The 25,530-nt window shown below is 59.1% G+C and carries 25 protein-coding genes and 1 pseudogene; 14 read left to right on the top strand and 12 right to left on the bottom strand.

Features of this window, described 5'->3' with window-relative positions; translation table 11 throughout:
• Positions 1–4 precede the first annotated feature (4 nt).
• Both AAFO92_RS00260 and denD read left to right on the top strand, forming a co-directional pair.
• Positions 5–889: a sugar kinase gene (locus AAFO92_RS00260; RefSeq protein ID WP_347533341.1), complete on the top strand. Its 885-nt coding sequence runs from the start codon at positions 5–7 to the stop codon at positions 887–889.
• A complete protein-coding gene (gene denD, locus AAFO92_RS00255) occupies positions 886–1,854 on the top strand; it encodes a D-erythronate dehydrogenase (protein WP_347532425.1) in 969 nt (322 codons plus the stop codon). The genes AAFO92_RS00260 and denD overlap by 4 nt, the downstream gene beginning before the upstream one ends.
• Before the next feature lie 4 nt (positions 1,855–1,858).
• On the opposite strand, the gene AAFO92_RS00250 is transcribed toward denD, so the two are convergent.
• The 9 genes from AAFO92_RS00250 to tkt all read right to left on the bottom strand — a co-directional run bounded on the left by AAFO92_RS00250 (position 1,859) and on the right by tkt (position 11,965).
• Positions 1,859–2,626, bottom strand: a complete 768-nt coding sequence (locus AAFO92_RS00250; RefSeq protein ID WP_347532424.1) for an HpcH/HpaI aldolase/citrate lyase family protein — start codon at positions 2,624–2,626, stop codon at positions 1,859–1,861.
• A gap of 13 nt (positions 2,627–2,639) precedes the next feature.
• Positions 2,640–3,578, bottom strand: coding sequence for a 2-hydroxyacid dehydrogenase (locus tag AAFO92_RS00245; protein WP_347532423.1), 939 nt, complete (start codon positions 3,576–3,578; stop codon positions 2,640–2,642).
• A 65-nt stretch (positions 3,579–3,643) separates the two neighbouring features.
• A complete protein-coding gene (locus AAFO92_RS00240; protein ID WP_347532422.1) occupies positions 3,644–4,483 on the bottom strand; it encodes a phosphogluconate dehydrogenase C-terminal domain-containing protein in 840 nt (279 codons plus the stop codon).
• Between the two features lie 21 nt (positions 4,484–4,504).
• On the bottom strand, positions 4,505–5,863 hold the full coding sequence (locus AAFO92_RS00235; RefSeq protein WP_347532421.1) for a four-carbon acid sugar kinase family protein: 1,359 nt from the start codon (positions 5,861–5,863) through the stop codon (positions 4,505–4,507).
• Positions 5,860–7,107: a ribulose-bisphosphate carboxylase large subunit family protein gene (locus tag AAFO92_RS00230; protein WP_347532420.1), complete on the bottom strand. Its 1,248-nt coding sequence runs from the start codon at positions 7,105–7,107 to the stop codon at positions 5,860–5,862. The genes AAFO92_RS00235 and AAFO92_RS00230 overlap by 4 nt, the downstream gene beginning before the upstream one ends.
• Entirely contained in the window at positions 7,104–7,877 is a 774-nt protein-coding gene (locus AAFO92_RS00225; RefSeq protein WP_347532419.1) for a TIM barrel protein, read from the bottom strand. The genes AAFO92_RS00230 and AAFO92_RS00225 overlap by 4 nt, the downstream gene beginning before the upstream one ends.
• Positions 7,874–8,524, bottom strand: coding sequence for an aldolase (locus AAFO92_RS00220; RefSeq protein ID WP_347532418.1), 651 nt, complete (start codon positions 8,522–8,524; stop codon positions 7,874–7,876). Before AAFO92_RS00220 ends, AAFO92_RS00225 begins: the two co-directional genes overlap by 4 nt.
• A complete protein-coding gene (gene otnK, locus AAFO92_RS00215) occupies positions 8,521–9,783 on the bottom strand; it encodes a 3-oxo-tetronate kinase (RefSeq protein WP_347532417.1) in 1,263 nt (420 codons plus the stop codon). Before otnK ends, AAFO92_RS00220 begins: the two co-directional genes overlap by 4 nt.
• Positions 9,784–10,006: 223 nt before the next feature.
• Complete coding sequence (tkt, locus tag AAFO92_RS00210; RefSeq protein WP_347532416.1) at positions 10,007–11,965, bottom strand: transketolase; 1,959 nt, start codon at positions 11,963–11,965, stop codon at positions 10,007–10,009.
• A gap of 433 nt (positions 11,966–12,398) precedes the next feature.
• On the opposite strand from tkt, the gene eda reads away from it, so the two are divergent.
• Positions 12,399–13,046 carry a bifunctional 4-hydroxy-2-oxoglutarate aldolase/2-dehydro-3-deoxy-phosphogluconate aldolase gene (gene eda, locus AAFO92_RS00205; RefSeq protein ID WP_347532415.1) on the top strand — a complete coding sequence of 216 codons (648 nt, stop codon included), beginning with the start codon at positions 12,399–12,401 and terminating at the stop codon, positions 13,044–13,046.
• Positions 13,047–13,120: 74 nt separating this feature from the next.
• On the opposite strand, the gene AAFO92_RS00200 is transcribed toward eda, so the two are convergent.
• Both AAFO92_RS00200 and AAFO92_RS00195 read right to left on the bottom strand, forming a co-directional pair.
• Complete coding sequence (locus AAFO92_RS00200; RefSeq protein ID WP_347532414.1) at positions 13,121–13,408, bottom strand: P-loop NTPase fold protein; 288 nt, start codon at positions 13,406–13,408, stop codon at positions 13,121–13,123.
• 57 nt (positions 13,409–13,465) lie between these two features.
• Complete coding sequence (locus tag AAFO92_RS00195; RefSeq protein WP_347532413.1) at positions 13,466–14,173, bottom strand: IS6 family transposase; 708 nt, start codon at positions 14,171–14,173, stop codon at positions 13,466–13,468.
• 204 nt (positions 14,174–14,377) lie between these two features.
• Here AAFO92_RS00195 and AAFO92_RS00190 point away from each other — a divergent pair, with 204 nt between their 5' ends.
• From AAFO92_RS00190 to AAFO92_RS00170, 5 genes and pseudogenes are all read left to right on the top strand, one after another.
• Positions 14,378–14,704 carry a hypothetical protein gene (locus AAFO92_RS00190; RefSeq protein WP_347532412.1) on the top strand — a complete coding sequence of 109 codons (327 nt, stop codon included), beginning with the start codon at positions 14,378–14,380 and terminating at the stop codon, positions 14,702–14,704.
• A 288-nt stretch (positions 14,705–14,992) separates the two neighbouring features.
• A pseudogene (locus AAFO92_RS00185) lies at positions 14,993–16,013 on the top strand (IS110 family transposase).
• 778 nt (positions 16,014–16,791) lie between these two features.
• The gene (locus AAFO92_RS00180) at positions 16,792–17,040 is read left to right on the top strand and encodes a ParB N-terminal domain-containing protein (protein WP_347532411.1); all 249 of its coding nucleotides are present in this window, start codon (positions 16,792–16,794) and stop codon (positions 17,038–17,040) included.
• Between the two features lie 265 nt (positions 17,041–17,305).
• Positions 17,306–17,512, top strand: a complete 207-nt coding sequence (locus AAFO92_RS00175; RefSeq protein WP_347532410.1) for a cold-shock protein — start codon at positions 17,306–17,308, stop codon at positions 17,510–17,512.
• A gap of 815 nt (positions 17,513–18,327) precedes the next feature.
• Positions 18,328–19,251 carry a DMT family transporter gene (locus AAFO92_RS00170; RefSeq protein WP_347532409.1) on the top strand — a complete coding sequence of 308 codons (924 nt, stop codon included), beginning with the start codon at positions 18,328–18,330 and terminating at the stop codon, positions 19,249–19,251.
• 84 nt (positions 19,252–19,335) lie between these two features.
• Here AAFO92_RS00170 and AAFO92_RS00165 read toward each other — a convergent pair whose 3' ends face one another.
• Positions 19,336–19,512: a hypothetical protein gene (locus AAFO92_RS00165; protein ID WP_347532408.1), complete on the bottom strand. Its 177-nt coding sequence runs from the start codon at positions 19,510–19,512 to the stop codon at positions 19,336–19,338.
• A 486-nt stretch (positions 19,513–19,998) separates the two neighbouring features.
• Between AAFO92_RS00165 and AAFO92_RS00160 the strand changes: the two genes are divergently transcribed.
• From AAFO92_RS00160 to AAFO92_RS00135, 6 genes are all read left to right on the top strand, one after another.
• Complete coding sequence (locus AAFO92_RS00160) at positions 19,999–20,136, top strand: hypothetical protein (protein WP_347532407.1); 138 nt, start codon at positions 19,999–20,001, stop codon at positions 20,134–20,136.
• Between the two features lie 405 nt (positions 20,137–20,541).
• Positions 20,542–20,934, top strand: coding sequence for a hypothetical protein (locus AAFO92_RS00155; protein ID WP_347532406.1), 393 nt, complete (start codon positions 20,542–20,544; stop codon positions 20,932–20,934).
• A 665-nt stretch (positions 20,935–21,599) separates the two neighbouring features.
• Positions 21,600–21,953 carry a hypothetical protein gene (locus AAFO92_RS00150; RefSeq protein WP_347532405.1) on the top strand — a complete coding sequence of 118 codons (354 nt, stop codon included), beginning with the start codon at positions 21,600–21,602 and terminating at the stop codon, positions 21,951–21,953.
• A gap of 49 nt (positions 21,954–22,002) precedes the next feature.
• On the top strand, positions 22,003–22,794 hold the full coding sequence (locus AAFO92_RS00145; protein WP_347532404.1) for a hypothetical protein: 792 nt from the start codon (positions 22,003–22,005) through the stop codon (positions 22,792–22,794).
• 90 nt (positions 22,795–22,884) lie between these two features.
• Entirely contained in the window at positions 22,885–24,084 is a 1,200-nt protein-coding gene (locus tag AAFO92_RS00140; RefSeq protein WP_347532403.1) for a DUF1611 domain-containing protein, read from the top strand.
• Complete coding sequence (locus AAFO92_RS00135) at positions 24,081–25,202, top strand: alanine/ornithine racemase family PLP-dependent enzyme (protein ID WP_347532402.1); 1,122 nt, start codon at positions 24,081–24,083, stop codon at positions 25,200–25,202. Before AAFO92_RS00140 ends, AAFO92_RS00135 begins: the two co-directional genes overlap by 4 nt.
• Positions 25,203–25,530 lie beyond the last annotated feature (328 nt).

The following is a 25,530-nucleotide window of genomic DNA, read 5'->3' as shown; positions in this document are numbered from 1 at the left end:
ATGCATGGTCGAACTGGCCGATGCGGGTGGCGGGCTTTACCGGCGCGGTTTTGCCGGGGACACGTTCAACACCGCCTGGTACGCCCGCCGCCTTTTGCCTGCCGAGTGGGTCGTGAGCTATGGCAGCTGCATCGGCACCGATGCGGTTTCTGACGAAATGAGCGCCTTCATGGTGGCAGAGGGGATCGACATATCGGCCCTTCGGCGGCACGAAGACCGCACCGTGGGCCTTTACATGATCAGCCTGAACGCGGGCGAGCGCAGCTTTTCCTACTGGCGCGGGCAGTCGGCGGCGCGGATGCTGGCCGACGATCCGGACTGGCTTGCGCAGATCCTCGCGGGGCGCGATTTCATCTATTTTTCCGGCATAACCCTGGCGATCTTGCCGCCACAGGCCCGGCTCAGGTTGTGCGATGCCCTGGCGACGGCACGCGCAAAGGGCGCGCAGGTGGCCTTTGACACCAACCTGCGCCCGCGCCTGTGGGAGGACCGTGATACCATGCAGGCGGGGATGCAGATGGGGGCGCGGGTGGCGGATGTGGTGCTGCCATCCTTTGACGAGGAAAGCTGGCTGTTCGGCGATGTCACGGCGGCGGAGACCATCACGCGGTATCGCGCGTGCGGCGCGCAGATCGTGGCGGTCAAGGATGGCGGCGGCGCGCTGACGCTATCGGATGCGGACGGTACCCGCACGCTGCCCGCGGTGGCGGTGCGCGATGTCGTCGATACCACTGCCGCCGGCGACAGTTTCGGCGCGGCGTTTCTGGCCGGTCTGGCGGGCGGGCAAATCCCCGATGCCGCTGCCCGCAGCGCGATGGAACTGGCGGCAAAGGTCGTTCAATCGCGGGGCGCGCTTGTCCCGGAGATATTTCAAGGAGGAAACCCATGAACATCCTGATCATCGGCGGCGGCGGTGTCATCGGCCAGAAACTGGGCCGGGCGCTGGCAGCACGCGGAGAGTTGCGCGGGAAGGCGATCGCGAAAATCACGCTTGCCGATATCGCCGATCCGGCACCCATCGCCAACAGCCCCGTACCGGTAGAGGCCATGACCTGCAACATCGCCGATCCGGCCTCGGTGGCGGGCTGCGTGACGGCAGAGACAGACGTGATCTACCTGCTGGCCGCAATCGTATCCGCCCATGCCGAGGAAGATTTGGATGCTGGGCTGACGATCAACATGATGGGCACCCTCAACGTGCTTCAGCGCGCCCGCGCGTTGGGAACCAAGCCGGTGCTGGTCTTCACCTCTTCCATCGCGGTCAATGGCGGCGAGGTGCCGCAGCCCTTTACCGATCACACGGGCCTGAACCCGCAGACCTCCTACGGTGCGCAAAAGGCGATCGGCGAGTTGCTGGTCACCGACTTCTCGCGCCGAAACCTGATCGACGGGCGCGGGTTCCGCCTGCCCACGATCTCGGTTCGGCCGGGCAAGCCCAATCGCGCGGCATCGGGCTTCATGTCGTCGATCTTTCGCGAACCGCTGCAGGGGCAAACCGCCAACTGCCCGGTATCCCCGGATTTCAACCATTACTACCTTTCGCCGCGCAAATGCGTCGAAAACCTGATCAAGGGGGCCGAGCTGTCCGCCGAAGACCTGGTCCTGAACCGGTGTATGCCGATGCCCGGCCGGGTCTGGACCATCCAGCAGATGGTCGATGCGATGACCGCGGTTGCCGGGCCGGAACCCGCGCGGCTGATCACCTGGGAAAAGCAACCCGAACTGGACCCCATCCTTGACGGCTGGCGCATGGATATCCGCGCCGCCAAGGCCGAAAATCTGGGGCTGGAAGCCGATGCAAGCTTCGAGGATAATATCCGCTATTTCCTCGAGGACGATCTGCCCGGCGCGTGACGCCCTATTCCCTGAATGCCTTGCACGCCTCCAGCCGCACCATGGCGCTCCGGCGCAGCAGGCCCAGGTCGATATCGACGGCGGTGAACACGCAACCGGCGCTCACGACGTCTTCCAGCAAACCCTGATCCGGCGAGAGGAAGCCCGCAGGCTGTCCCGCCGCGCGGATACGGCGGATACCGTCAAGGATGGCCGCGTGAACCTCCGGATGTTTCGGATTGCCCGGATGACCCAGGCTTGCGGCAAGATCTGCCGGACCGATAAAAAGCCCGTCTATCCCCGGTACCGCCGCGATGTCTTCCAAATTATCCAGCGCCTCACGAGTCTCGATCTGAACGATCAGGCAGATCTGATCCCTTGCCTTGACGAAATAATCCGGCTCGGCCCCGAAACCCGTGGCCCGCGATACGCTGCTTACCCCCCGGATACCACCCGGCGGATAGGTCACCGCAGACACGGCACGTTCGGCCTCCTCGACCGTTTGCACGTATGGAATCAGGATGTTGCGCGCCCCCACATCCAAAAGCCGCTTGATCTCGGCCACGTCGAGGCAACTGGGCCGCACCATCGGTTCGATCTCGCAGGCCGAAAGCGCCTGCAGCATCGCCATCACGCCGGGTTCGTCATTGGGGGTGTGTTCGCAATCCAGCAGGATCCAGTCATACCCCAACTGCCCCAGCATCTCGGTCACCATCGGCTCGCGCATCATGCTCCAGATTCCAATCTGCTGGCGGCCTTCTGCAATGGCGCGTTTGAAACGGTTCTCCTTCATCTGTGGCCCTCCGTCAGTTCACGGCCGTCAGCACGGGTTGACCCGCGTGATGGGCCGCCACATTGTCGCGTTGAAGCTGTCCCATAGCCGCGCGCGTCTCTACTGTGCCCGACCCCTGATGCGGCTGGATCACCACGGTCTCCAGCTTGTAGAAGCGCGGGTCGATATCCGGCTCGTTCAGGAACACGTCAAGCGCCGCCCCCGCGATCCGCCCCTCCTCCAACGCGTTCAGCAGGGCGCTTTCGTCCACAGTCGAGCCGCGTGAGATATTGACCACCACGCCGCGCGGGCCAAGCGCGTCGATCACCTCTTTCGAGACGAAATTCTCGGTGTCCGGACCGCCGACAAGGGCGATCACCAGGTAATCCACCGCCTGCGCCAGCGAAACCGGATCGGCATGATAGGTCCAGCCCGGCGTGGTTTTCTCGGATCGGGCGAAATAGTGGATATCCATCTTGAACGCTGCCAGCCGGTCGGCGATCTCGCGCCCGATCCGGCCCAGGCCGACGATGCCCGCACGCCCGCCCGAAACCTTGCGGTTCAGCCGGTATTCGCCCCGTGATTTCCAATTGCCGGACCTTGCCCATTCACTGGCCTGTGCCATTTCGCGGCCCTGCATCAGCAACATCGCCACAGCCAGATCAGCCACGTCGTCATTCAGCACATCGGGCGTGTTCGTCACCGTGATCCCGCGCTCGCTTGCAGCAACGACGTCAATCGCATCGTAGCCGACGCCGTAATTGGCAATCAGCGCAAGGTTGGGCAACAGGTCCATTTCTGCCGCGCCAACGGCATGATGTCCCTTGTAGGCCAGCGCAGTGAACGCCTCGCACGTGGCCCTGTCGAACCCGGACAGGTCAGCGGGATGGTCCAGGAACACCGGATCGAACGCCTCTTTCAGGGCGGCGTGGTCACTATCGCTGTAGGGACCGATAACAAGAGTGGCGGTCATGATCTCTCCTTTGAAACTGGGGGGACGATGCGGTGCCAGGCAGTGGCCGTCACACCGGGGCCGGTCTATCCCGCACAAATCTCCCTGACGGATTTCTTCACGGCTTCCGGGCTGAACACCTGGTCCAGCCAACCTTCCTGGAAGATCACCGATTTCGCCTTGTCGATCGCCATCAGCGCCCCGTCCGAGAACTTGCCCTCCGGAAAGATGCCGAAGGCGATGGCCAGCTCGATCTTGAGATGTCCCAGCACAAAGTCATGCGCCGCTGCTTCGGGTACGCCCATTGCAACCGCCCGGTCCGTTGCCTCGCGCAGCGCCAGCGACAGCGTGGCCGCCACGGTTTCCGACAGCGCCGGTTCCAGCACCGCGATATTCTCAAGGGTGCAGCGATGTGACCGGGCAACCGGGGCATAGATCACCTTGGCGATCTCCTCGCAGAGCGCGTAATGTTCTTCCGGCCCTTGGATCAGCGCGCAGACGATCCCCTGCGGCGCGGCGATGCCGCCGAAATAATCCTTCTGCGCCTCGACGCTGTCCTGCACCTCGAGGATATGCGGATGGCAAGGATGGGTGCAAAAATAGGTCACGTCGTCGCGCGCCGGCATCTCTCCGGCATAGGGCGCGGCCGCGTCGAGCACGATGATGGCCGTACCCGGGCGCAGCTTGTCGATGAACGCGTGCGCGATCTTGCCGATCAGGCGGTCGGGCACCGCCATCAGCACCACGTCGGCACCTGCCAGGGCGGTATCGTGGTCTACTGCATCCAGCCCGGTTTCGGCCTTGAGCCGCGCTTGGCCTTCCTCCGAGATTTCCACCGGGTCGACCTCGAAGCGCGACGCCTTGAGGTTGGTGGCAAGCCTTACACCCATCTTTCCGCCCGCGCCCAGCAATGCAACTTTGGTCATCTTCCTTATCCTTTCCGATATCTATCCGGCGGTTCCGCCGCCACGCTTGATCCAGCCGAAATAATCCGGGCTGCCCATCTGCCCGCCCTTGAGCGCCAGTTGCAGCCCGGCCATCCCGGGCTCGTCCGAATGCGCCTGTAACAGCGCCGCGCCGGGGATTGTCGGCGCCAGCGCCGTGAAGGCATAAAGCCCCAGTTGCCGTGCCGCGTGCCCCGAGGTGTCACCGCCCGAGATCACCGCCCGCCGCAGCCCGGTTTCACGCAATAGCCGCGCCAGCAGCCGCCCGAGCGCCGCACCGATCCGGGCATTGGCCTCGTCCCCGGCAAGTCCCGCTCGACTGACCGCGGCGCGCATCCGCGCCACGCCGGGATCATCCGGCCCGCGTGCTGAATGAATGAGAGGATCGCGGCCGTTCGACAATGCCGCCAGCGCTTCGTCGAAGGCCCGTTCCTCGGCCCCCGCATCGGCAAACACCACTGCCGCGGCATCCAGCGCGATCGGCGCAAACCCGTTCTGCGACGCCCAGTCGATCTGCGCCGCAGTCACCGGCGAGACCGAGCCCGAGACAACCGGCATCTGCGCCACAGGCCCGGCAGTTTGCCACAGCTCCTGCGTGGCAAGCGCGCCGGTCTCGCGCCAATGCGCCACCAGTGCATATTCCACGCCCTGCGAGCCGATGGCGAGGCGCGGCCCGGTTCGGCCCTCCCAGATCAGCGCGCCGCATCGCGCCATCTCGGCCTCGCGCAGTGCGTCGAGGCAGATCACCTCGGCGCCGCGATCCAGTTCGCGTTCCAGCGCCTTGTGGGCATCCGCCGAAAAATCCTCCAGATCGACCAGGCCAAACCGCCTTGAAGTCTGCCGCGCCAGGTGCCGCGCCACGTCCGATTCATCCATCGGCGTGACCGGGTGCCGGGACATCACCGGATGCCGGTCGAGCCGGAACACGCCCTCGGGCGCACCCGCAAAAAGATGCCCGAACGCCTGGTACCTGCGCAATGCCGGGGCTGCGACCAGACACGGCGCCCAGCCGCCCACTGCCGCCAGGCCCAGATCGATCGCCGCGCCGATCGAACCGACATGCGGCGCGCTGTCGAGGGTTGAGCACGTCTTGTAATGCACCACGCCCGCACCGGTTTCCTTGAGGAAGGCGAAGGCCGGGGGCAGATGCCGCGCCATCCAATCCGGTCCGTGGCTGCGCGCTGTCGAGGCGATACCGATGGCGCGCGCCTGCGGAAAACGGGCCAGAAGCGCCGGCGTCGGAATGTCGAGGAACAGGACCGCGGGGAGCCCGGCGAATTCCAATACTTCCATCACCGCCGCGGATCCGGTGAAATCGTCGCCATACCAGCCGATCAGCACGCCTTGGGGCAAACCGTTCATCCGCCATAGGCCTCCAGCGCCTGTGCCAGGGCGGGATGGTCTTTGGCATAGTCCTGCGCAGGAATGCCCGCCATCGCGGCCTCCCACGCCGCGCGCAGTGCCTGCACCCCTGCCACGGGCCCGCCGGGATGCGCCATGATCCCGCCGCCCGCGGCATAGATGCAGTCGGCGCTTCCAAGGCGTCGATAGGTTTCTTCGGGCTGCACCGCCGTCTGGCCCGAGGAAAACACCGGCATCGGGATACAGGGTTTCTCTGCGAACATCGGCGTCAGCAGTGATCTGGCCGAGGCGATGACGCTATCATCGGGTTCGCTGAACTTGTTCCGCAACCCGTTCACATGCAAATGGTCTGCCCCTGCCAGCCGCCAGAATTTCGACCAGGCGGCATAATCCCAGCCCAGCAGCGGCGCGCGGCTCAGATAGCCCCAGCCGTTGCGATGCGCGTGGATCGGCAGCGCACTGTGACGGGCCAGCGCGATCATCCCCGCCGGGCCCACCGAATTGAGGCTGGCCATCACACAGGTGCCACCCAGCTCCTGCACCAGATCATGGCGGCGGCGCATATCGTCGATCTCGCCCGTGAGGTTGAAGGCATACATCACCTTCTTGCCGGTCCGGTCGGCATGATCGTTGATGACCCGCATAACGGCGCGCGCACGGTCGTCAAACGGGCAGTTCGGCCCATCGGCCTGCAACTCGTCATCCTTGATGAAGTCGATCCCGGCGCCGACGAGCATGCCCACCAATTCGGCGGTTTCCCCGGCGCTCAGCCCGACCGAGGGTTTTACGATGGTGCCAATCAGCGGCCCGGTTTCCACACCGGCCAGCTCGCGCGTTCCGCCGATGCCGAATTTCGGGCCGGGATAGGCCGCGGCGAAACATTCGGGCAGGCGCAGATCGAGAATGCGCAACCCGGAAAGCTGCCGCAGTTCAAAAAGGTTGCCCGCGACCGTCGCCATGAGGTTGAGCAAGTCCGGACCAAGCGTGCCGATAGGCCAGGACAGCGTCACGCGGGCCCGTGTGTAGGTCTCGCCCGCCGCGCCGCCGGGCAGGGCGGGGGTGGCGGCGTCACCCACCACCTCCAGCGCCTCGACCCGTGCGCCCGCGCGGGCGTGCAATTCATCGGTTTCGCCGGGCACCTTCACGAAGGTTCCAGAGCTTTGCTCGCCCGCCATCGCCGCGGCGGCATGGGCCGGCTCCATCGGCGTTTCGATCAGGTAATCGGCTTCGATCCGTTCACTCATGGCGCGCCTCCCCGCATGGAATTCAGCCAGCCCAGGGTAGTCTCGGTCGCGCCGCTTGGCTTGTATTCCGCCCCCAGCGGTGCCTGCCAGCCCAGCGCTGCGATCACCTCGAACACGTGGCTGAAATTCACCTCACCCCGATCAGGCGGGCCGCGTTCGGGCACCGAGGCGAACTGGATATGTCCGATATGCGGCAGCAGGCGCTGCAGGCGATGGGTCAGATCACCTTCCATCAGTTGCACATGGTAGCAGTCGAACATCAGCTTGAGATTAGCCTTTGCTACGGTTTCGATGATCGCCAGCGCCTGCGTTGTGGTGTTCAGGAAGTATCCCGGCGCATCATAGTGGTTCAGCGGTTCGATCAGGATCGTGATACCGTGGGCCGCAGCCTGATCGCAGGCATAGCGCAGGTTGCCCACGAAACAGGTTTGCGCCGCGCCGCCAGAGGCAATGCCGGCCATGACGTGGATATTCCGCGTTCCCGTCGCCGTGGCGTATGCTATGGCCTCGTCAATCGCCCTCTTTGCCTCGGCTTCGCGCCCTGCAAGCGCGGCGAGGCCGTTTTCCCCGGCCAGGACATCACCGCGCCTGGTGTTCAGCCCCAGCATCAGCAGGCCGGTGTCTTGTAACGCCGCTGAAACCGCGTGGGCAGGCGTGTCATAGGGCCAGTGGCATTCTACCGCATCGAATCCGGCCGCCCCGGCTGCCCGGATCGCGTCGGGCAAGGGGCGGTCGGCCCAGAGAAATCCCAGATTGGCCGAGAATTTCAATCCTCCCACTCCACATCGAATGCCGTGACGACGGCCTGCACCTGTTGCGGCGTCAGCATCTGCGCATCGGCGCCGCGCAGCAACAGCGCCAGCTTGGCCGTTTGCTCCAGCTCCTCCACCGCGTTGCAGGCGGCTTCCACGTCCTTACCGGCCACCACCGGCCCGTGATTGGCCAGCATCACCGCCGAGCGTTTGCCCGCCAGACCGCGCACCGCCTCGCCCATTGCCGGATCACCCGGCAGGAAGAACGGCAAGAGCTTTACCTTGCCCAGCTTCATGATTCCGTAGGGTGTCATCGGAGGCAGGAAATCCTCCGGGTCCGCGCCGGGCAGCATCGACAAGGCGACCGAGTGGCTTGAATGAAGGTGCACCACCGCCCCGGCGCTGGACCGCGTGTCGTAGAACGCGCTGTGCAGCGGCATTTCCTTGGTGGGCCGGTCGCCGCCGATCAGGCGACCGGCCGTATCGAAATGCGATAACCGCCCCGGATCGAGCCGCCCGAATGACGTGCCGGTGGGCGACACCAGCAGCCCGCCATCGGAGGTCCGGGCAGAGATGTTGCCGGTCGACCCATGGGTGAGCCCGCGGTCGAACATCGACCGGGCCAGTTCGCAAATTTGCTCTCGCAGCCGCGCCTCTTCGCTCATGACGCCTCCAGTCCGGCCAGCGCGTCGGCAAAGAACGACTCGGACCCGAAGTTCCCGGATTTGAGCGCCAGCGCGATGGCATTGCCGCCTGACCGGGCAAAGCACCACGGCACCCCTGGCGTGATTTCCCGGCCCACATCCAGCCGGTTCACCCCAAGCGCCTGCGTCACCGCGCCCGAGCTTTCGCCCCCGGCGACGACAAAACGGCGCGCACCCGCGCCCAGTGCGAACCGGGCACAGGCGGCCAGCACCTGTTCCACGATGTCTCCGGCACGCGCCGCGCCGAGCCGCCCTTGCGCCGCGCGCACGGCATCGGGTGCAGCGGTGGCATAGATCAGCGGTGCGCGACGTAAATCCTGACTTGCCAGCCAGTCCAGTACCTCCTGTGTCCCGGCCTCGGCCAGTGTCAGCGGGTCAAGCTGAAACGCAGGTGCGCCACTGTCCAGATAGGCCGCCACCTGCCGGTTGGTCATGGCCGAACAGCTGCCTGAAAGTACGATGGCGGTTGCCGATGTTCCTGGTGGCTCCGGGCGTTCCGCCAGCGCGCCAACGTCTGCGCAAAGCACCGGCAACGGCATCGCCAGGGCCGAACCGCCGGTGATCAGCGCCATGTCGCGGCTTGCCTCGGCAATCACCGAAAGATCGTCATCGGCGACGGCGTCGACCACCACATGCCCCACACCCGCATCCGCCAGCCGTGCCAATGCACCGCGCACAGCCGTCGCGCCACGGGCGACGGTCGGCCGGTCGACCAGCCCGACCTTGCCGCTGACCTGGGGCTGCAACAGCCGGACAAGGTTCGAATCCCGCATCGGCGTCAGCGGATGATCCTTCATCGGGCTTTCCGCCAGCGGCTCCTGCCCCACGAACAAATGCCCCATGAACACCGCGCGCCCGTTTTCCGGGAAGGCCGGGCAATAGATCGTCTGCTCTGCGCCCAATTCGGCCATCAACGCCTCGGCCACCGGGCCAATATTGCCCTCGGGCGTCGAATCGAAGGTCGAGCAGTATTTCCAGAAGAACCGTGCGGCCCCCGCCGCCTTGAGCCAGTGAAGCGCCTGACATGCGCCGGAAACTGCGTCTGCCGCCGGCGCGGTGCGGATCTTGAGCGCGATCACCTCGAATGGGGCGGTGTCATCGGGCGGGTCGGTTGGCGCCCCCATGCGCAACGACACCCGCACACCGCTGCGCGCCAGAAGCCCGGCCAGATCCGTCGCCCCGGTAAAATCATCCGCGATGGCACCCAGGACAGTCGTCATCTTGTTCTCGTCACCGGCTCGTGCGCCTTCCTGCTTGTTATGGGCGATCTGTCAAACGGCGATCACGCGAACCGGCCTAACACGATTTGGTATACCAAACAATCCACCCAAATGTCTGTTCCGGGATCGGCGAGGTCAATCCGCCTGCCCCGTCCCGGGCCTGACCCGCAATCTCTTTTTCCCGCCCCCAGAGCCCTGCGGCGGTTTCCTCTGAATCCGATTGCTACAGCAGATCCCGGCCGGCCTGAACGATCTGCGCCGCGGTGATGCCGAAATGCGCGTAGAGGTCCGGCGCCTGCGCCGAGGCGCCGAAGCCTGTCATGCCGATAAACCGGTCATCGGGGCGCAGCCACCGTTCCCAGCCGAATTTCATTGCCGCTTCGATCCCGATACGCGGGGCGTCACCCAGTACTTCAGCGCGATAGCTCTCGTCCTGCTGCTCGAAGAGCTCCCAGCAGGGCATCGACACCACCGCAGCCGCGATACCGGCGGTCTGCAATGCGCCCTGCGCCTGCACGGCCAGCCCAACCTCGGTGCCGCTGGCAATCAACGTCAGATCCCGCGCGCCATCTGCATCGCGCACTACATAGGCCCCCTTGCGTGACAGGTTTTCCTCCCGATCCTTGCGAACCTTCAGCGCATCTTGCCGCGACAGTGCCAGCATCGAAGGACCGTCCCGCCGCTCCAGCGCGATCCTCCATGCCTCTGCCGTTTCCACCGCATCGGCCGGGCGGAAGACATACATGTTGGGCATCGCCCGGAAACTGGCCAGGATCTCAACCGGCTGGTGCGTCGGCCCGTTCGAGCCCACACCGATGGAATCATGGCTGAAGACGAAGAGCGCCGGCAACCTCATCAACGCCGCCATGCGCATCGCCGGACGCTCGTAATCGGCAAAGGCCAGATAGGTGACATTCACTGGCCGCAACCCGCCATGGGCGGCGATGCCGTCGGTCATCGCTCCCATCAGATGCTCGCGCACACCGCAATGCACATAGCTCCCGCCCCGTGTGCTCGCGGCATAGGCCGTGCGGCTGCGTTTATGGTTGGTGGGCGCCTCCAGATCGGCGCAGAGCACCATCGTTTCGGGCAGGGCATCAGCCAGCGCGTCGCACACATCCCCCGATGACAGGATCGTGGGGCGCGACCTATCCAAAGGAACCACGTTCGACCCCATGGCGCGCCATGTCCCCTCCCAATCCTTCGGGAATTCACCAGCCTGCCATCGCCCGAATTCCTCGCGCTCGGGATGTATGGCCAGCCGCGCCTGCCACGCCGCGCGGGCCTGGGCACCCCGAGCCATGGAACTGGCCCAATCGTGCCGCACCGCTTCGGGCACCTCGAACGGCGGATGCGGCCAGCCCCGTTCTGCCCGTGCCGCCTGGGCATCCGCCGGCGTCAACGGCGCGCTGTGCCCGCCGCGCTGACCCTGCAACCGCGGGATACCGCGCGCGATCACGGTGCGGCAGGCGATCAGCGACGGGCGCGGATCAACCTTGGCCGCATCAATCGCGGCAGAGACCGCCGCGATGTCATGCCCGTCAACCTCTGCCACATGCCAGTGCGCCGCCCGGAACCGCGCCGGAATGTCCTCGCTGATCGCAAGGCCGGTGTCGCCATCATCGGTGATCTGGTTGTCATCCCAAAGAAATGTCAGCTTGCCAAGCCTGAGATGCCCGGCCAATGACACCGCTTCCTGACCGATCCCCTCCTGCAGACAACCATCGCCGACAAAGGCCCATGTCCTGTGGTCCACCAGTTCCGGCCCGAACCTGTCCGCCAGCCGCGTCTCCGCTAGCGCCATACCCACGGCACAGGCAATTCCCTGACCCAACAATCCGGTGGTGATCTCGATCCCGGCATCCTGTTCGATCTCCGGATGTCCGGCACAAACCTCATGCAATTTACGAAACGACTTCAACGCCTCTGTCGTCACTTTCTCATACCCGGATAGATGCAGCAGCGCATAAAGCAGCATCGAGCCGTGCCCGTTCGACAGCACGACGCGGTCGCGATCGGGCCAAAGCGGGTTTTCAGGGTCAAGCCTGACATGCCGCGCATAGAGCGTTGCCGCAATCTCGGCCATGCCCAGAGGCACGCCCTGATGTCCCTCTCCGGCATTCAGGATGGCATCAAGCGCCAGAAAGCGAATCGCATCGGCCATCTTCTGAATGTCAGCCATTTCAAACCTCCGGTCGCAGCACGGCCTCTCTGGACTACCCGGTTTTCCCGCGCGGGATTATTAAGTTATTCTAACGTTCTATTGGGTCAAAACTAAACCTTGGGGCAGCATTACCCGTTGTCGCTATAACGGCGTCTGGCCTATGGTGGATCTCGAAAGCGCGCCTGCCCGGTCGCGTCCCGTGCAATTACCATGCGACCCGGAATGTTCAGACCGATGACCGCAGATGCTGAAAATTCCCGCGCACGCCACGACATGGCAGGCGCGGGGTTGATCGGCAGAGGTAAACAGCACACCGCTATGCCTGAAATGCACATGGCCGAGCGGCAGGCTTGGCGCATCACCAGACCGTACGCGCCCTAGAGCTATCTGCGGTCGGCCGGTCGGACCGCGAATGCCTGCGCCGGACAAATGACATTTTCGGAGATCAGCCATGACACCTCAGGACGCCAGCCGCCGCCTACGCGAACTCTGCAATCTTGCGCCTGTCATCCCGGTGCTGGTGATCGACGATGCCCACCACGCCCGTCCGCTGGCCGAAGCGCTTGTCGCTGGCGGGCTGCCCGTGCTGGAGGTTACCCTGCGCACCCCTGCAGCGCTTGATGCGATCGGCGCAATGGCCGATGTGCCAGGCGCAAGCGTCGGGGCGGGCACCCTCGTGTCGCCCGAGGACATTCGCGCCGCCAAGTCCGCAGGCGCACGTTTCGGCGTGTCCCCCGGTGCGACGCAAGAACTGCTCGCCGTGTGTAAAGACGAAGACATGCCGCTTCTTCCCGGCGCTGCCACCGCCAGCGAGGCCATGTACCTGCTCCGGCGTGGCTATGACATGCTCAAGTTCTTTCCGGCCGAAGCGTCGGGCGGTGTATCAGCCCTCAAGGCCCTCGGTGGCCCGTTACCGCAGATTACATTCTGCCCGACCGGCGGTGTCGACCCGGCCAATGCAGATAGCTATCTGGTGCTTGATAATGTTGCCTGCGTTGGCGGCAGCTGGATTGCCCCCAGGGCTTTGATTGCCGCCGAAGACTGGGACGGTATAGAAGCTCGCGCGAGAACTGCGGCGCAACTCGCTTCAACCCCGTAATCCATGGCGGGGCCTCATCTCGTTCCCAAAGCCCCAGCCTATCACATCGACCACCAAGTTCTGCCCACTCCCGACTACGGCCCGGAACCGGCCCAGTTCGTGCGCTTACCTGCGTCTTTGCTGGAATCCCTGTCTGCCAAATGCGATTGATCGGGTTGCGGAAGCTCGAACCCCGCTTGGATGATCTTCTCCAGATGGTGTGCGCCTTCTGGCGGAAACCGACGTGCGACAGCTTGTTCAGTTGTTTCTCGGTCATAGGCCAAGAGATACATCACATTCGGAAGGCGTCCTACCGATTTGACCAAGCGGAAGATGACCAGCGCCTCCTCCGGTGAAAGGCGATCCAGATCATCAATGACCACAAGGTGTGCTGTCAGACTAATTCGAACCAGTCTCAGTTTGACACGGACTACGAGTTCTTATCCGGAACAAAGTTGGCGCCACTCGGCGAGAGCAGCGGCTCGGTTGAGCTTGAAGCTATCTCTGCTGGAAAGGGCCCGTTCCTGGTTGAAATGATTGTGGACTGACGAGTGAACCGCGGTGAATTTCTGTAAACTTCGCATTTGTCTGAACCGGAGCATGGCCCGCTCTCGTCGTCGGAACGGCAGGTGAGAATTCTCCACCCGATTGTTCAACCAGCGTCCCGTTTCCCGCTTCGACGCATTGCCAATAGCCCTCATAGCGGCGCCATAGGAACGCAACTTGTCCGTCACAATTATCTCTGGCTGGCCGTAGCGCTTCAATAATTTTCGCAGGAATTTCAATGCGGCTTTGCGATCCCGGCGTTTCGTTACGTAAGACTCCAACTCCTCGCCTTCGTGGTCAACGGCCCGCCACAAGTAATGCGTCTCGCCGTTGATTTTCACGAAGACTTCATCCAGATGCCACTGCCAGTTCGAATAGGCACGCATTCGGCAGATCCGGTTTCTGCGGATCTCGGCCGCGAAAATCGGACCAAATCTGTTCCACCAGAACCTCACCGTTTCATGGCTGATTTCAATACCGCGTTCGTGGAGCAGGTCCTCAACGTTGCGGAGAGACAGCGGGAACCGAACGTACATCATCACCGCCAGGCGAATGATCTCAGGGCTTGTTTTGAAGTAACGAAATGGGGAGCGTTTTGTCATTCAAGAACGCTAAGCAACCGCCCTGCCCGTCTCAAGCCAGTTTTGTCTGACAGTGCCCGTTGTTTACCTTGCTGACACGAGAGTTACGCCGACCCAGCTAGTGAGACAATTGACCAACTATCCAGTTCCGGGCCTAAAGAGCGTCGTAATTGTTGATCAATCTGGTGCATTACTACCAGCACTAAAGTTTGACTAGGTAGCGACATGACCATGGACATTCACATACATAGCAAGCTCTCATTGGCCGAGACATCAGAGGCTATATCAGATGTAGTTGAGAAATTAGGTAATCAATACGGAAATCGTTTCTGGTTTTCTAAAGTTTTTGAAAGCAGCAAATTGACAAAAGAACTCTTGTCTGAAGACTTTGACTTTAAGGCAGTTTGCGGATTTGTTGTTACCGATGTGACTAAGGAGTTTGAAGGTTTAGATGTCATCGCTCGGTCGCTACGAAATACTCTGAAACAGAAAAATTCAATTGTTATATATGCAGAAACTGGGGAACTTTTCCCAAAAGAAGATTACACGTGAGTTTTGTATCTTCAATTCATGGGTCGTGACTTGCCCCCCTATCCTGGCTTTGAATGACCGCTCTGGCGACACATGCTGCTTCACGGCGAAAACCATGTTGCAACCGCGAGCGAATGCTGCGTCAGCAAACACCTGGAAGGGAAACGGCAGGTCTGTCCGCGTTCCGGACATTCTCTACGCCGAAGACCAAGGTCTGCTCTGCGGATGGGGTGGATGACGTCTGCACCTAACTGTCGCGCAATGCGGCAGACTGCAGAAGTCATCTTCTGACAGGAAAGGAGCCCCATCATGGAAGTTACGACAGTAGGATTGGATCTTGGCAAGGATGTTTTTCAGATCCAATGGCATTTCGGCCGACGGCACGGTTGTTTTCAATCGTTCGATCCGGCGCAGACAGTTGCTCAAGTTCTTCGAGACGCTGCCGAGCTGTCTTGTCGGTATCGAGGCCTGCGGCTCAGCCCATCATTGGGCGCGAGAGTTGAGCGCCATCGGCCACGACGTGCGTCTGATGCCCGCGGCCTACGTCAAACCATACGTGAAGCGCGGCAAGACCGACGCTGTCGATGCGGAGGCGATCTGCGAAGCCGTTACCCGACCGACCATGCGATTTGTGGCAGTTAAGTCGAAAGAACAACAAGCCCTGCTGACCATGCACCGGGTGCGCCAGCTTGTCGTTCGTCAGAAAACCCAGATGTTGAACGTGATCCGGGGTCTTCTTCGAGAGTTCGGTCATGTTATCGGGAACGGGCCGGTGGCGGCAATGCGCTTCGTCAAGGCGTTCCAGGCCGATGATTGGCCGGACATTCCTGACGTGGCCAAGAGCATGCTCAAGACGCTCTGCGACCAGGTTGTTGATCTCGATGATCGGGTGACCTTCTACGACAAGCTGATCGAATATCATTCCCGGATCGACGAACGCGCCAAGCGGATCAGAACAGTTCCCGGGGTTGGCCCCATCACCGCCTCGACCATTGTTGCCACCATCGGCGATGGCAAGCAGTTCAAGAACGGACGTGAGTTTGCCGCCTGGCTCGGGCTCACGCCGCTGAACAGGTCGAGCGGTGGCAAGGAACGCCTGGGCCGGATCAGCAAGAAGGGCGATCGATACATACGAAGGCTGCTGGTGATCGGCATGACCTCTCAGGTGCAGCGCGCTCGTGGCTATCTGGAACGTGTGCATCCCTGGATCATGCAGCTTTTGGAACGCAAACCCATGCGCCTCGCAACCATTGCGATGGCGAACAAGACTGCCCGCATCATATGGGCGATCCTCACCAAGGAAACATATTACCGGCAATCAGCAGCATAAGCGGAGGAGCTGAACAAACACGAATTGCAAGACGGATGCCATGATGGCACGTGCGGTCATCCGAGAACCCGGGAACCCGAGCTTTGTCCTGAACTTTCAGGTTCGCGTCGCCGATTGGGACCAGGTTCACGGAACCCATCAAGGCCAGCGACACTCACGAATGCCGCGATCAAAGGCCGGACACAGGACTGTACTGACCAGCCGCGCAATCAGAGCATTTTTTCCTTGCAAAGCAGACGTCATCCACACAGGACAAAGCGGACTTGTGCAGCTGCCGATATTGCTGACGCAGCATTGCTTCGCACATGCGGCGCACACATCGCTACGTTGCAGCCGATATCGCCAGACCGGTCATTCAAAGCCGGGGTGGTAATCATCACAGAATCATGATGGGCGGTACGACTGTGTCAGCTGCCATGTATCAGACCGGGAATGTGGACGATTGCTTCCCTCGTTCTGGCAGGCGGCACCACCGCTTACCGATGGCATCCGCCCGGACGGCAGTGCGATTGGATCGGGTATGCCCCGTTGGTCCATGTCGCAGTAGAATCTCAACGCACTTTTCGGCTATCTTTTTTCACGCTAAGGGCTGACGGCCCTTTCTCGACATTGGATCGGCAGCAAAACTACTCAGTTGGCTGTTGCAAAGCCGTACTTCGTTCGAGATGAAGCATTAAACAAATGAACGCAATCTACCGAAGTCCCTGAACTAATTTCGGAAATAGAAGGCCTGCTGAAAAAGCTGCGTCGCGATCGCAGGCCGTGCTATGACTTTGCCATGTTGCAAAAACGGACCTTTCGAATTGCCGAAATCTATGTGCCCGTGAAGCGCAAGAAAACGCTGGACCCCGCGAAAGTCGAGCAGATTGCGGAAAGTATTATCGAGGTCGGTCAGACGACGCCAATTCGGCTCCGGGCTGACAAGGACAGGTTTGTGTTGCTTGAAGGTTTACACCGGTTGGAAGCGCTCAGAGCGCTTGGTGAGGACAGCGTCGAGGGATATCTTGTTCAAGCGCGTATACACTAGGCGCATTTAACCACACATACCAACGCGGTTTTATGCATTTTGGATGAAGAGAACGATGGCAGTTAGCGATCAAACCGCAAATCCGAGATTGTTCCGTGTGAGCTGGTACCTCCTTGCATTTTGTCGTGAACAAGCGCATGGAGCATGAGTTATCGTTTTTCTTTCGAACCTCTGCTTTCGCTAACCCGTTTCAGTTGATCGATTAAGACCAACTTTGCCGGGCTGCCGCATTCCGCGGGCAGCACTAGAAAAGGAGATCACGGATATGGCCAATGGCACCGTGAAATGGTTCAACACTACAAAAGGTTTCGGCTTCATCGCTCCAGAGGATGGCGGTAAGGACGTATTCGTTCACATATCTGCTCTTGAGCGTTCCGGGCTGACCGGACTGGCAGACGACCAAAAAGTGACCTTTGACGTGGAAGATGGCCGGGACGGTCGCGCATCCGCGACCAATCTCGCTCTGGCCTAAGTAAAAGCGGAAGGGTGTTCGTTGGATCGCCCTTCCGACTTAAAATTGAAATTTGCCTGCGTCGAATAACAGGGTTTGGCAACTTTCAAATCATAGTGTTCACACCAATGTCTGAAAGTTGACTTGCCCGATATGGCTGCCAAAAACACGCCTTTCCAACCGGCTAAGTTGGATTCCAAGGCTGACAGAACGGATCGCGCGGCGCGAGAGATCATCCGCGATGCAGCGGATGCCCTTCAGGCAAAGACTGAGCGACTTAGAGCCAAACGGCTCGAAAGAGATGCCGATCAAAAGATACAGAAGAAGCCGCCAGCAGGCTAAGGCTTACAACCTCTTCCGCAACTTCAACGCAAGCCGCAGCTAGTTCGATGTCTGGTAGTGCGGATCGACTGCCGACATTCATCCCGGAAATGTGTTGTTAACCGTGATGTGGGAAAAGTGCGGATGCTACAGGTTTGGAAGATCGAAGTCCCCGCGAAAGCTACCAACGCCCCCTCTACTCATGGTTGGGCGCTAGCGCATACTGCTGAAGAAGCGAAATCGCTTTCTGGCTTTGAGAGTGCGATCATCGAGCAAAAGCCCGAACATATTTGGATCGCGCCAGAGCGTGTCATATGGGAAAAACGGCTCGCCAATTAGGCCTCTCATTTTTTAGCTATAGCATGCATACCCCCTCGCAGTTATCGTCATCGATTGCAGAGTGCGGTCCGAATCCGACAAATCCTGTCGCAGGCCTTGATGTCAGGAGCGTCATCCTGGGTTACCGCTGGGGACAATGTTCTTGACGAAAACCCGTGTCGGCGGCGCGCGCGCCGATGACCGCCCTGTCCGACACCTTGCCGCAGCCTTCGCGTCGCGCTTGGGCGATGGAGCTTATGGTCGTCAGCTCCGTCGGCATTAGCTTCGGCGGGTTGGTGATCCGAGCGATCGAGGCCGCGGATGTCTGGCAGATCAATTTCTACCGCTCGATTGCGCTGGTTGTCATGGTCGCTTTTATCATGGTGCTGCGCCACGGCTGCGACTCCTTTGCTTGTACCCGCGGTATCGGACGACCCGGCCTGCTAGCTGGGATACTACTGGCCAGCGCGGGCATTTGCTTTCTGCAGTCGATCACAACCACCACTGTCGCAAACACGCTTCTCATGCTGAGTGCGATCCCGTTCTTCACAACCGCATTGGCAAAGATATTCCTGGGCGAAAGGCTAATGCGCGCAACTGCGATGGCGATGTGCGTCGCAGCTCGAGGGATCGCTGTCATGGTCTCAGGCGGGATCAGTACAGGCTCGCTTTACGGCAATATGATGGGGCTTCTGACTGCGCTCTGTTTCTCGTGCTACGCGATTATCGTGCGCCGTTATCGTGGGATTGAGATGTTGCCTGCGCTGATGGTGTCAGGCAGCGTCATCATAGCAATTGCACTGGCGTTGCGGTGGGGCAATCTAGCAATCCCCCTGCGCGACATACTGCTTTGCATTCTGCTAGGTGGCATTCTATCTGGGATGGCGAATGCACTGTTCATCGCCGCCTCGAAACATCTTGTAGCCGCAGAGCTGACGTTGTTCATGCTGTTGGAGTTTGCTCTCGGCCCGGTCTGGGTCTGGCTTTTCATCGCTGAAACTCCGACAAGAGCGACCATTACCGGCGGCGCCATTGTGATCAGCTCAGTAGCGGCGCGCGCCGGGCTGGAACTACTCCACACCCGAAATCGCCGGAAATGTGTCGTTCAGCCGCCGCTCTGATTCCAACTGACATTATGCATCGTGGACAGCCCGTAGTTCACCACCAAGCGTTCAAAGAGCATGAACCGCGATATAGAGAGCAATTTACTTCTTATCTCTGGCGGATTTTTCTTCTTTGGTTAGCTTGTTGTTCCACACATTGTTGCTAAGGCCCAGTTCGTTTGGCATCGGTTTGGTTTTACCAATGCTGACTTTGCCACCCTTGTTCAGGAACTCCTGAATAAGAGCATCGTCGGTAGTCTTTTTGGGGATATGTTTCATAAAGGCGAGCCTAGCCTTCGCTACCCGCGCAAGCAACAAATGTTGTTCGATGACGCGACACCTCTTCAAGAGTGTTCGACCGATTATTCGTTTGAGCTTTGACTTTGTGATGTGTTGGGTGTAGCGATAGCCTGTGGTTAAACAATCCGTTGTCGCAGTGCTGCCGATGTCGGGAAACCACGGTCTTTCGAAACATGTAGCATATTTTCTGGGCCCACCAGGGCGCAGATATCAGCGTGTTGTCATACCCCAGTTTCGCAGCCCGGGTAAATCTCTGAAAAGAAAGTCCGGCCAAATTGGAAAACCGCACACTCAATGAAAAATTGGGGAGGCGTTTGAAATCAGAAAATTCGTCTTTTCGATCACCGAGTAACAAGTTCCGAAATGCCATTCTTGCGGCGATCGTTTTGACCACGACCGGTATCGTTATCCTGCTAAATCTACCTTGACCTAGCTCACAAAACCCGACCAACGAGGAATGTATTGATGTCATTCAACGACTTATTCTCCAAAGAAGCTGAAATAAAGAAAGCTGTAAAAGAAGCCAAAAATAAGGACACCCCCTCTGCAGAACCAAAAGACAAAGAAGACCCCAATGATCAGCAAGGCAAAGTTGCAGACTAGAAACTAGCGGCTCAGGTACTTTGTGGAGTTAACCGGGTGGGCGAGTGACCGCAATGGATAATAACTTGTCTTCAGCTGATATTGCATTGCTTCAACTGCTAATAAAAGCGGGGCCCCATACATTCCCTCTGGTGACGGATGAGGCTGACGACCGCGCAACGCTCCATGCTGAAAGTTTGGTATCTCGGGGCTTGGTTGAGCGAGCTGCCGCTTTGCCGAATACTGGTACGACATACCAAATTACTCTGAAGGGCCGTTTCGTGTTCGATAGAATTCTGAGTATCGGCTGAACGTTAAGAGACAACAAGACAAAGTTTGAAAATCCTTTAGCGACCTGGCGGACACCTAGCAGCAGTTGCGTGACCATGAACTACTTGATGCGGAGCTGACCGGAGGAAACAGAAATTGAAGCCTTTTGCAGATGTTTCAACTATGACCGCAACCGAAACCCGGACTCTGATAAAAAATGCATTCAAGCTACCTAGATTCGCTTCGCAAAATGAAATGATGATTGGCATTCGAATTCTTGAATCAGTTGCGAGAAATGGATTAGACAAGATGCCACCTCAGAGGTATCCGAGCCCGAAAAAGAGTCCTGAAATCGAGGCAAGGCGTCAGCGCATGGCTGACATACTTTCAGACATACCCTTGGGTAGATCGGATTTCAGCGAATTGTTTCCCGACATGACGCCCGGCAATATTCGCGATGACTTGGCACATCTGCAGCGGATCGGTTTGGCGATCAGGATCGGCACCGGAAACCAAATCAAGTATATAAAACAGTGTCGAGAGCTATAGTATTTATACGGACACATGACCTATCCCGTCTAATTTCGGCGGTTGGTCGGCGACGTAGTCGCAGTGATACTTTTGCTTAGTTGACACCCTATGACCTGAGCCCGCGTTTTCCTCTGACTGACGAAGAAACCAGTTAGCCGGCGATTTGTTAGAGTGGAATGAGGTGTTTCCGGCGGAAGTTACAAGCAATTCGGGTTATGGCGATTGAAAACGGCCGTTTGAATGACTAGGTTAAGACTACAAAGTTGCCTCTCTGGGTAGGCTCGGAACACAGCCTGCACGTTCGTGGCAATCCGCTATCACAAAAATTTAATGGTCGTTCCCCTTGCCGGGGTTCGGTTTATGGAAGGGTCGCCTGTGACCTCGCGCACGACCACGTCGACCGTGACTTTTGTCTATCCATTTGTTTTGCCCGGGTACTCCAATGAGTTGCCTGCTGGTACCTATGAAGTAATTGCGGAAGACGAACTTCTCGCGAACCTTAGCTTCACAGCATATCGCAGGATAGCCACGCATATTCGGATCTAGGGGGCCTACGGCACTGGCCGGACCGAATTGCGGCCGGTAGATCAGCATGACCTGCGTATGGTTCTTTCCCAAGACCAGATCCGCATAAACCAAGAAAACAACAGCGAAGCGGCGCTTTCTCCGCAGGAGGTAATTAAATGACTTTTCCAGAATGGACCAAACCCGGCATCTATGGCGCCATGATAGGCGCCGTTGCCGTGTCTATCATTGGCTTTAGCTGGGGCGGCTGGATGACCAGTGGTGGTGCGAACAAGATGGCAAAAATGATGGCCGTCAAGGAAGTGACGCAGGCCATGGTGCCCGTGTGCCTCCAAATGTCCGCAGCGGACCCGCAGCGGGTATCAAAACTAGCGACCATCCAGGAAGCAAAAGGCTACAATCGCCGCAATGCGGTTATGGAAACCGGCTGGGCGACACTCCCGGGTAGTGAGGCACCGAACCGCGACCTAGCGGAGGCGTGCATAGACGGGCTTGAACTTGATGCTTCATAATACAGAGAGGGCGTCGCCGCCCACCATGGCGTCGGGCACGGCAAACTGCATGCTGCCCGCAATATTCAGCAACAAAAACATTATGAGGCTTTTTGCTTGCACAATTTGCGCCCTGCTCGCATATGCAATGCCGTCTTTTTCTCAGTCTGGTGGTGGGTCGATGCCCGAAAACGCCCATGCCAAAAACTATGGCGAGGGATGGGAATGCGATCTTTCATATCGATTGGCAGGGAATCGATGTCTCGCCATCATTGTGCCGGAAAACGCGTACGCCACCAACCGATCCTACGGCGTGGGATGGGAATGCCATCACGGCTTTCGGGAAGTGAATGGGAACACCTGTGTAGAAGTTACTATTCCTTCAGGTGGTTATCTTGATGCATCCGGGCAGCAGTGGAAATGTCTGCGCGGATTCCGCAGGGTCGGCGAAACCTGCGAAGAAATTAAGCTGCCGGAACACTCCTATCTGTCCGAAGATTCCTACGGCACAGACTGGAATTGTGATCGTGGCTTCCAGGCCAACGGAAATGAATGCGTTGCCATCATAGTGCCAGAAAACGCCTATCTGAATTCAAAAGGTTACGGTGCGCCCTGGACCTGCGAGCGTGGGTACATTGAGGCCGACGGCAAATGCGAAGCCGTTGTCATACCCCAAAACGCTTACTTCTATGACGCGAGCTATGGCTCAGGTTGGAAATGCGACCGCGGATATGAAGCGATTTCTGAAAACTGCGTCGAAATAATCCTTCCTGAGAATGCGCATCTCGACCGGTCTGGCAATCGGTGGTCGTGCAACAAAAACTTCCGACGCTCAAAAGGCCGTTGCCGTCTGAACAACTGACACGCTGGACACAATCACCCTATACGCCGCGCCAGGTTCCTCGGGAACGGGATACAGCGTGCATGAAATTCAATCAAAAAAGGACGAAATATGGACATCGAGCTCAAAATCTCAGATTCAAAAAAACGAAATTCAGGAGGGGCACAAGCCCCGCCATCCGCAGAGGCTGGAAGTCCAACGATCGCATCCAGAAACTTTATCTCAGAGGCACCAACCGCCATCGTCTATTGCGAAGGAAGTTTCGGAGATATCGATGGAAAGACCGCCAATGGGCTTGTTCGACATTCACAAGCATACCGTATCGTGTCGGTTATCGACAGCAAACACCAAGGATTGGATAGCGGGCAAGTCCTTGATGGTATTATCAATTACATCCCTGTATTCTGCGATCTTGTAGCAGCCGTCGAGCATCAGGCAATCATCCCCGACACCTTTATTTACGGTATGGCCCCATACACCGGGAGGCTGTCGTCGGAAGATCGAGGCATTGTCCTGGAGGCCATAGATCTTGGCATGAATATCGTCAGCGGATTGCACGAATATTTAAGCGAAGATTCAGAGATTTCCATCGCTGCCAGGGTGCGAGGCGTCACTATTCGGGACATCCGCAAACCGCGCCCGAGCAAAGACATGCGCCTGTTTGACGGCAGTATCGCGGGGGTCAAGGCGATACGGATCGCAGTTATGGGAACCGATTGCGCGATCGGGAAACGCACAACTGCTACGGTGCTTGCCCGCGCCCTGAATGAGAAAGGCATCAGGACGGTACTCGTCGGCACGGGTCAGACCGGTCTGATGCAAGGTGCACGATATGGTATTGCGATGGACGCGGTGCCGCCCCAGTTTTGTTGTGGAGAGCTGGAGCGGACCATTGTCGCGGCGTCTGTCGCCGAGCAGCCCGAAGTCATTCTGATCGAAGGCCAGGGAGCGTTGAGCCATCCGGCTTTTTGCACTTCCGCCTTTATTTTACGCGGCAGCCAGCCCCATGCGGTTATTCTCCAGCATGCCCCGCGACGGGTCCATCGCTGTGATTTTCCAGACATGCCGATGCCCGATCCATCAGATGAAATAACCCTCATCGAAGCGTTTGCGGATACCAAGGTCATTGGTTGCACCCTCAATCACGAAGGCATGACGGCTGACGAAACCGGGATGGCCATCAAGGAGCATAGGACGAAACTCGGTCTGCCGGTCACCGATGCCTTGAGCCAGCCAGTGGATGAACTGGTTGCCATCGTGCTGAAGGCTTATCCCCATTTGCAAAAACAACCTGTCGTGGCCACAGGATGACGTCACCGCGCATCGACGTAGATCTGGAAAAAATTCGGCTGAATGCGCAATGCCTGGTCAACAGGCTGAGGCCGCGAGGTATCGGTGTGACCGGCGTGACCAAGGCTGTCTGCGGCCATCCTGATATTGCAAAAGCTATGCTGCAAGGCGGCGTGGTCGGATTGGCCGATACGCGCATCGCGAATGTGGAACGGATGCGTCGGGCGGGGATTACCTGCCCGATTTCGATGCTCCGCACACCGATGTTGAGCCAGATCGACCGGATCACGAAGAGTTGCGACGCCAGCTACAATACCGAGATTGCCGTGATCGCATCTCTGGCTGAAGCGGCGCGGCGCGGAAACAAGGTTCACAACATCATTCTGATGGTCGAAATGGGCGATATGCGTGAGGGGATCGCGCCCGGCGACCTTGAAACGATTGCGCGAAACGTTATCAGAATGCCCGGCGTCGCACTGAAGGGTATCGGCGCAAACTACGCCTGCCTGAACGGCATGATCCCGGATGATGGTACGATGGCGGGTTTTTCGATGCTGGCGAATGACATCGAAGGCGCATGCGGTCCATTTATTGAAACGGTTTCAGGCGGCAATTCCGCAAACCTACCATGGGCGATGAGCTCTCGAAAACCCGGCCGTATCAATGATCTGAGACTGGGCGAGGCGATCCTGCTTGGTGTTGACCCGATTTCGGGCCAACAAATCGGAGGATTGTATCGTGGTGCATTCACGCTCACTGCTGAAGTGATTGAAGCCAGATCCAAACCAGAGCCACCGACTGCGCCGATCGCTGAAAGGGGCGCCTCAAGGTTACGGCTTGTTCCTGATTGCTGCGACAAGAAGCGTTCGATACTCGCAATTGGACATCAGGATATTGATATTTCTGGTCTTGTGTTTCCACCAGGCGTCAGCCTGGTTGGCGCAACCTCCGATCATCTGGTGGTGGAAACCTACGATCACAAACTGCAGGTCGGAAGCGAAGTGAGCTTTCAATTGAACTACAGCGCCTTGATGCGGAGCATGAGCGCTCCAGGAATCGAGAAAGTAATGCGCCGCTCGCGGGCTTCGCTCAAATCTAAGCCCACGAAGCTCAATCGCTCTGACTTAGCCCTGGTTTAGATCGAAAGGAGGAAAAAGTGACCAAACAAACTCTGGAGGTAAATTCGACGGTTCAGGCAATCAATGATGTTCCCAAAGGCCGCCCTTGCCTGCGGTGCCGCGAAGTCTTTGACAGTACAGGGTTCGGGGACCGAATTTGCCGTCGTTGCAAGGGAAGCAAGCAATGGCGGGATGGCATTCCACCGATCTTCGGCTCGCCCAGCAAACGCTGAGTTTCCTCAGAATGCAATTCAGTTTCTGGGCACGCTTCCTGAGAAAACACGGATTGTGCAATTTCTCGGTCGTTCATACTTTGCGCAGCATTCGTTATATTGGGTTCGCAATCATC

This window comes from Roseovarius sp. CAU 1744, from assembly GCF_039839345.1.
Classification (GTDB): domain Bacteria; phylum Pseudomonadota; class Alphaproteobacteria; order Rhodobacterales; family Rhodobacteraceae; genus Roseovarius.
Note: the sequence above shows the minus strand (reverse complement) of the source record. Positions and strands in the feature narration are given on the sequence as shown.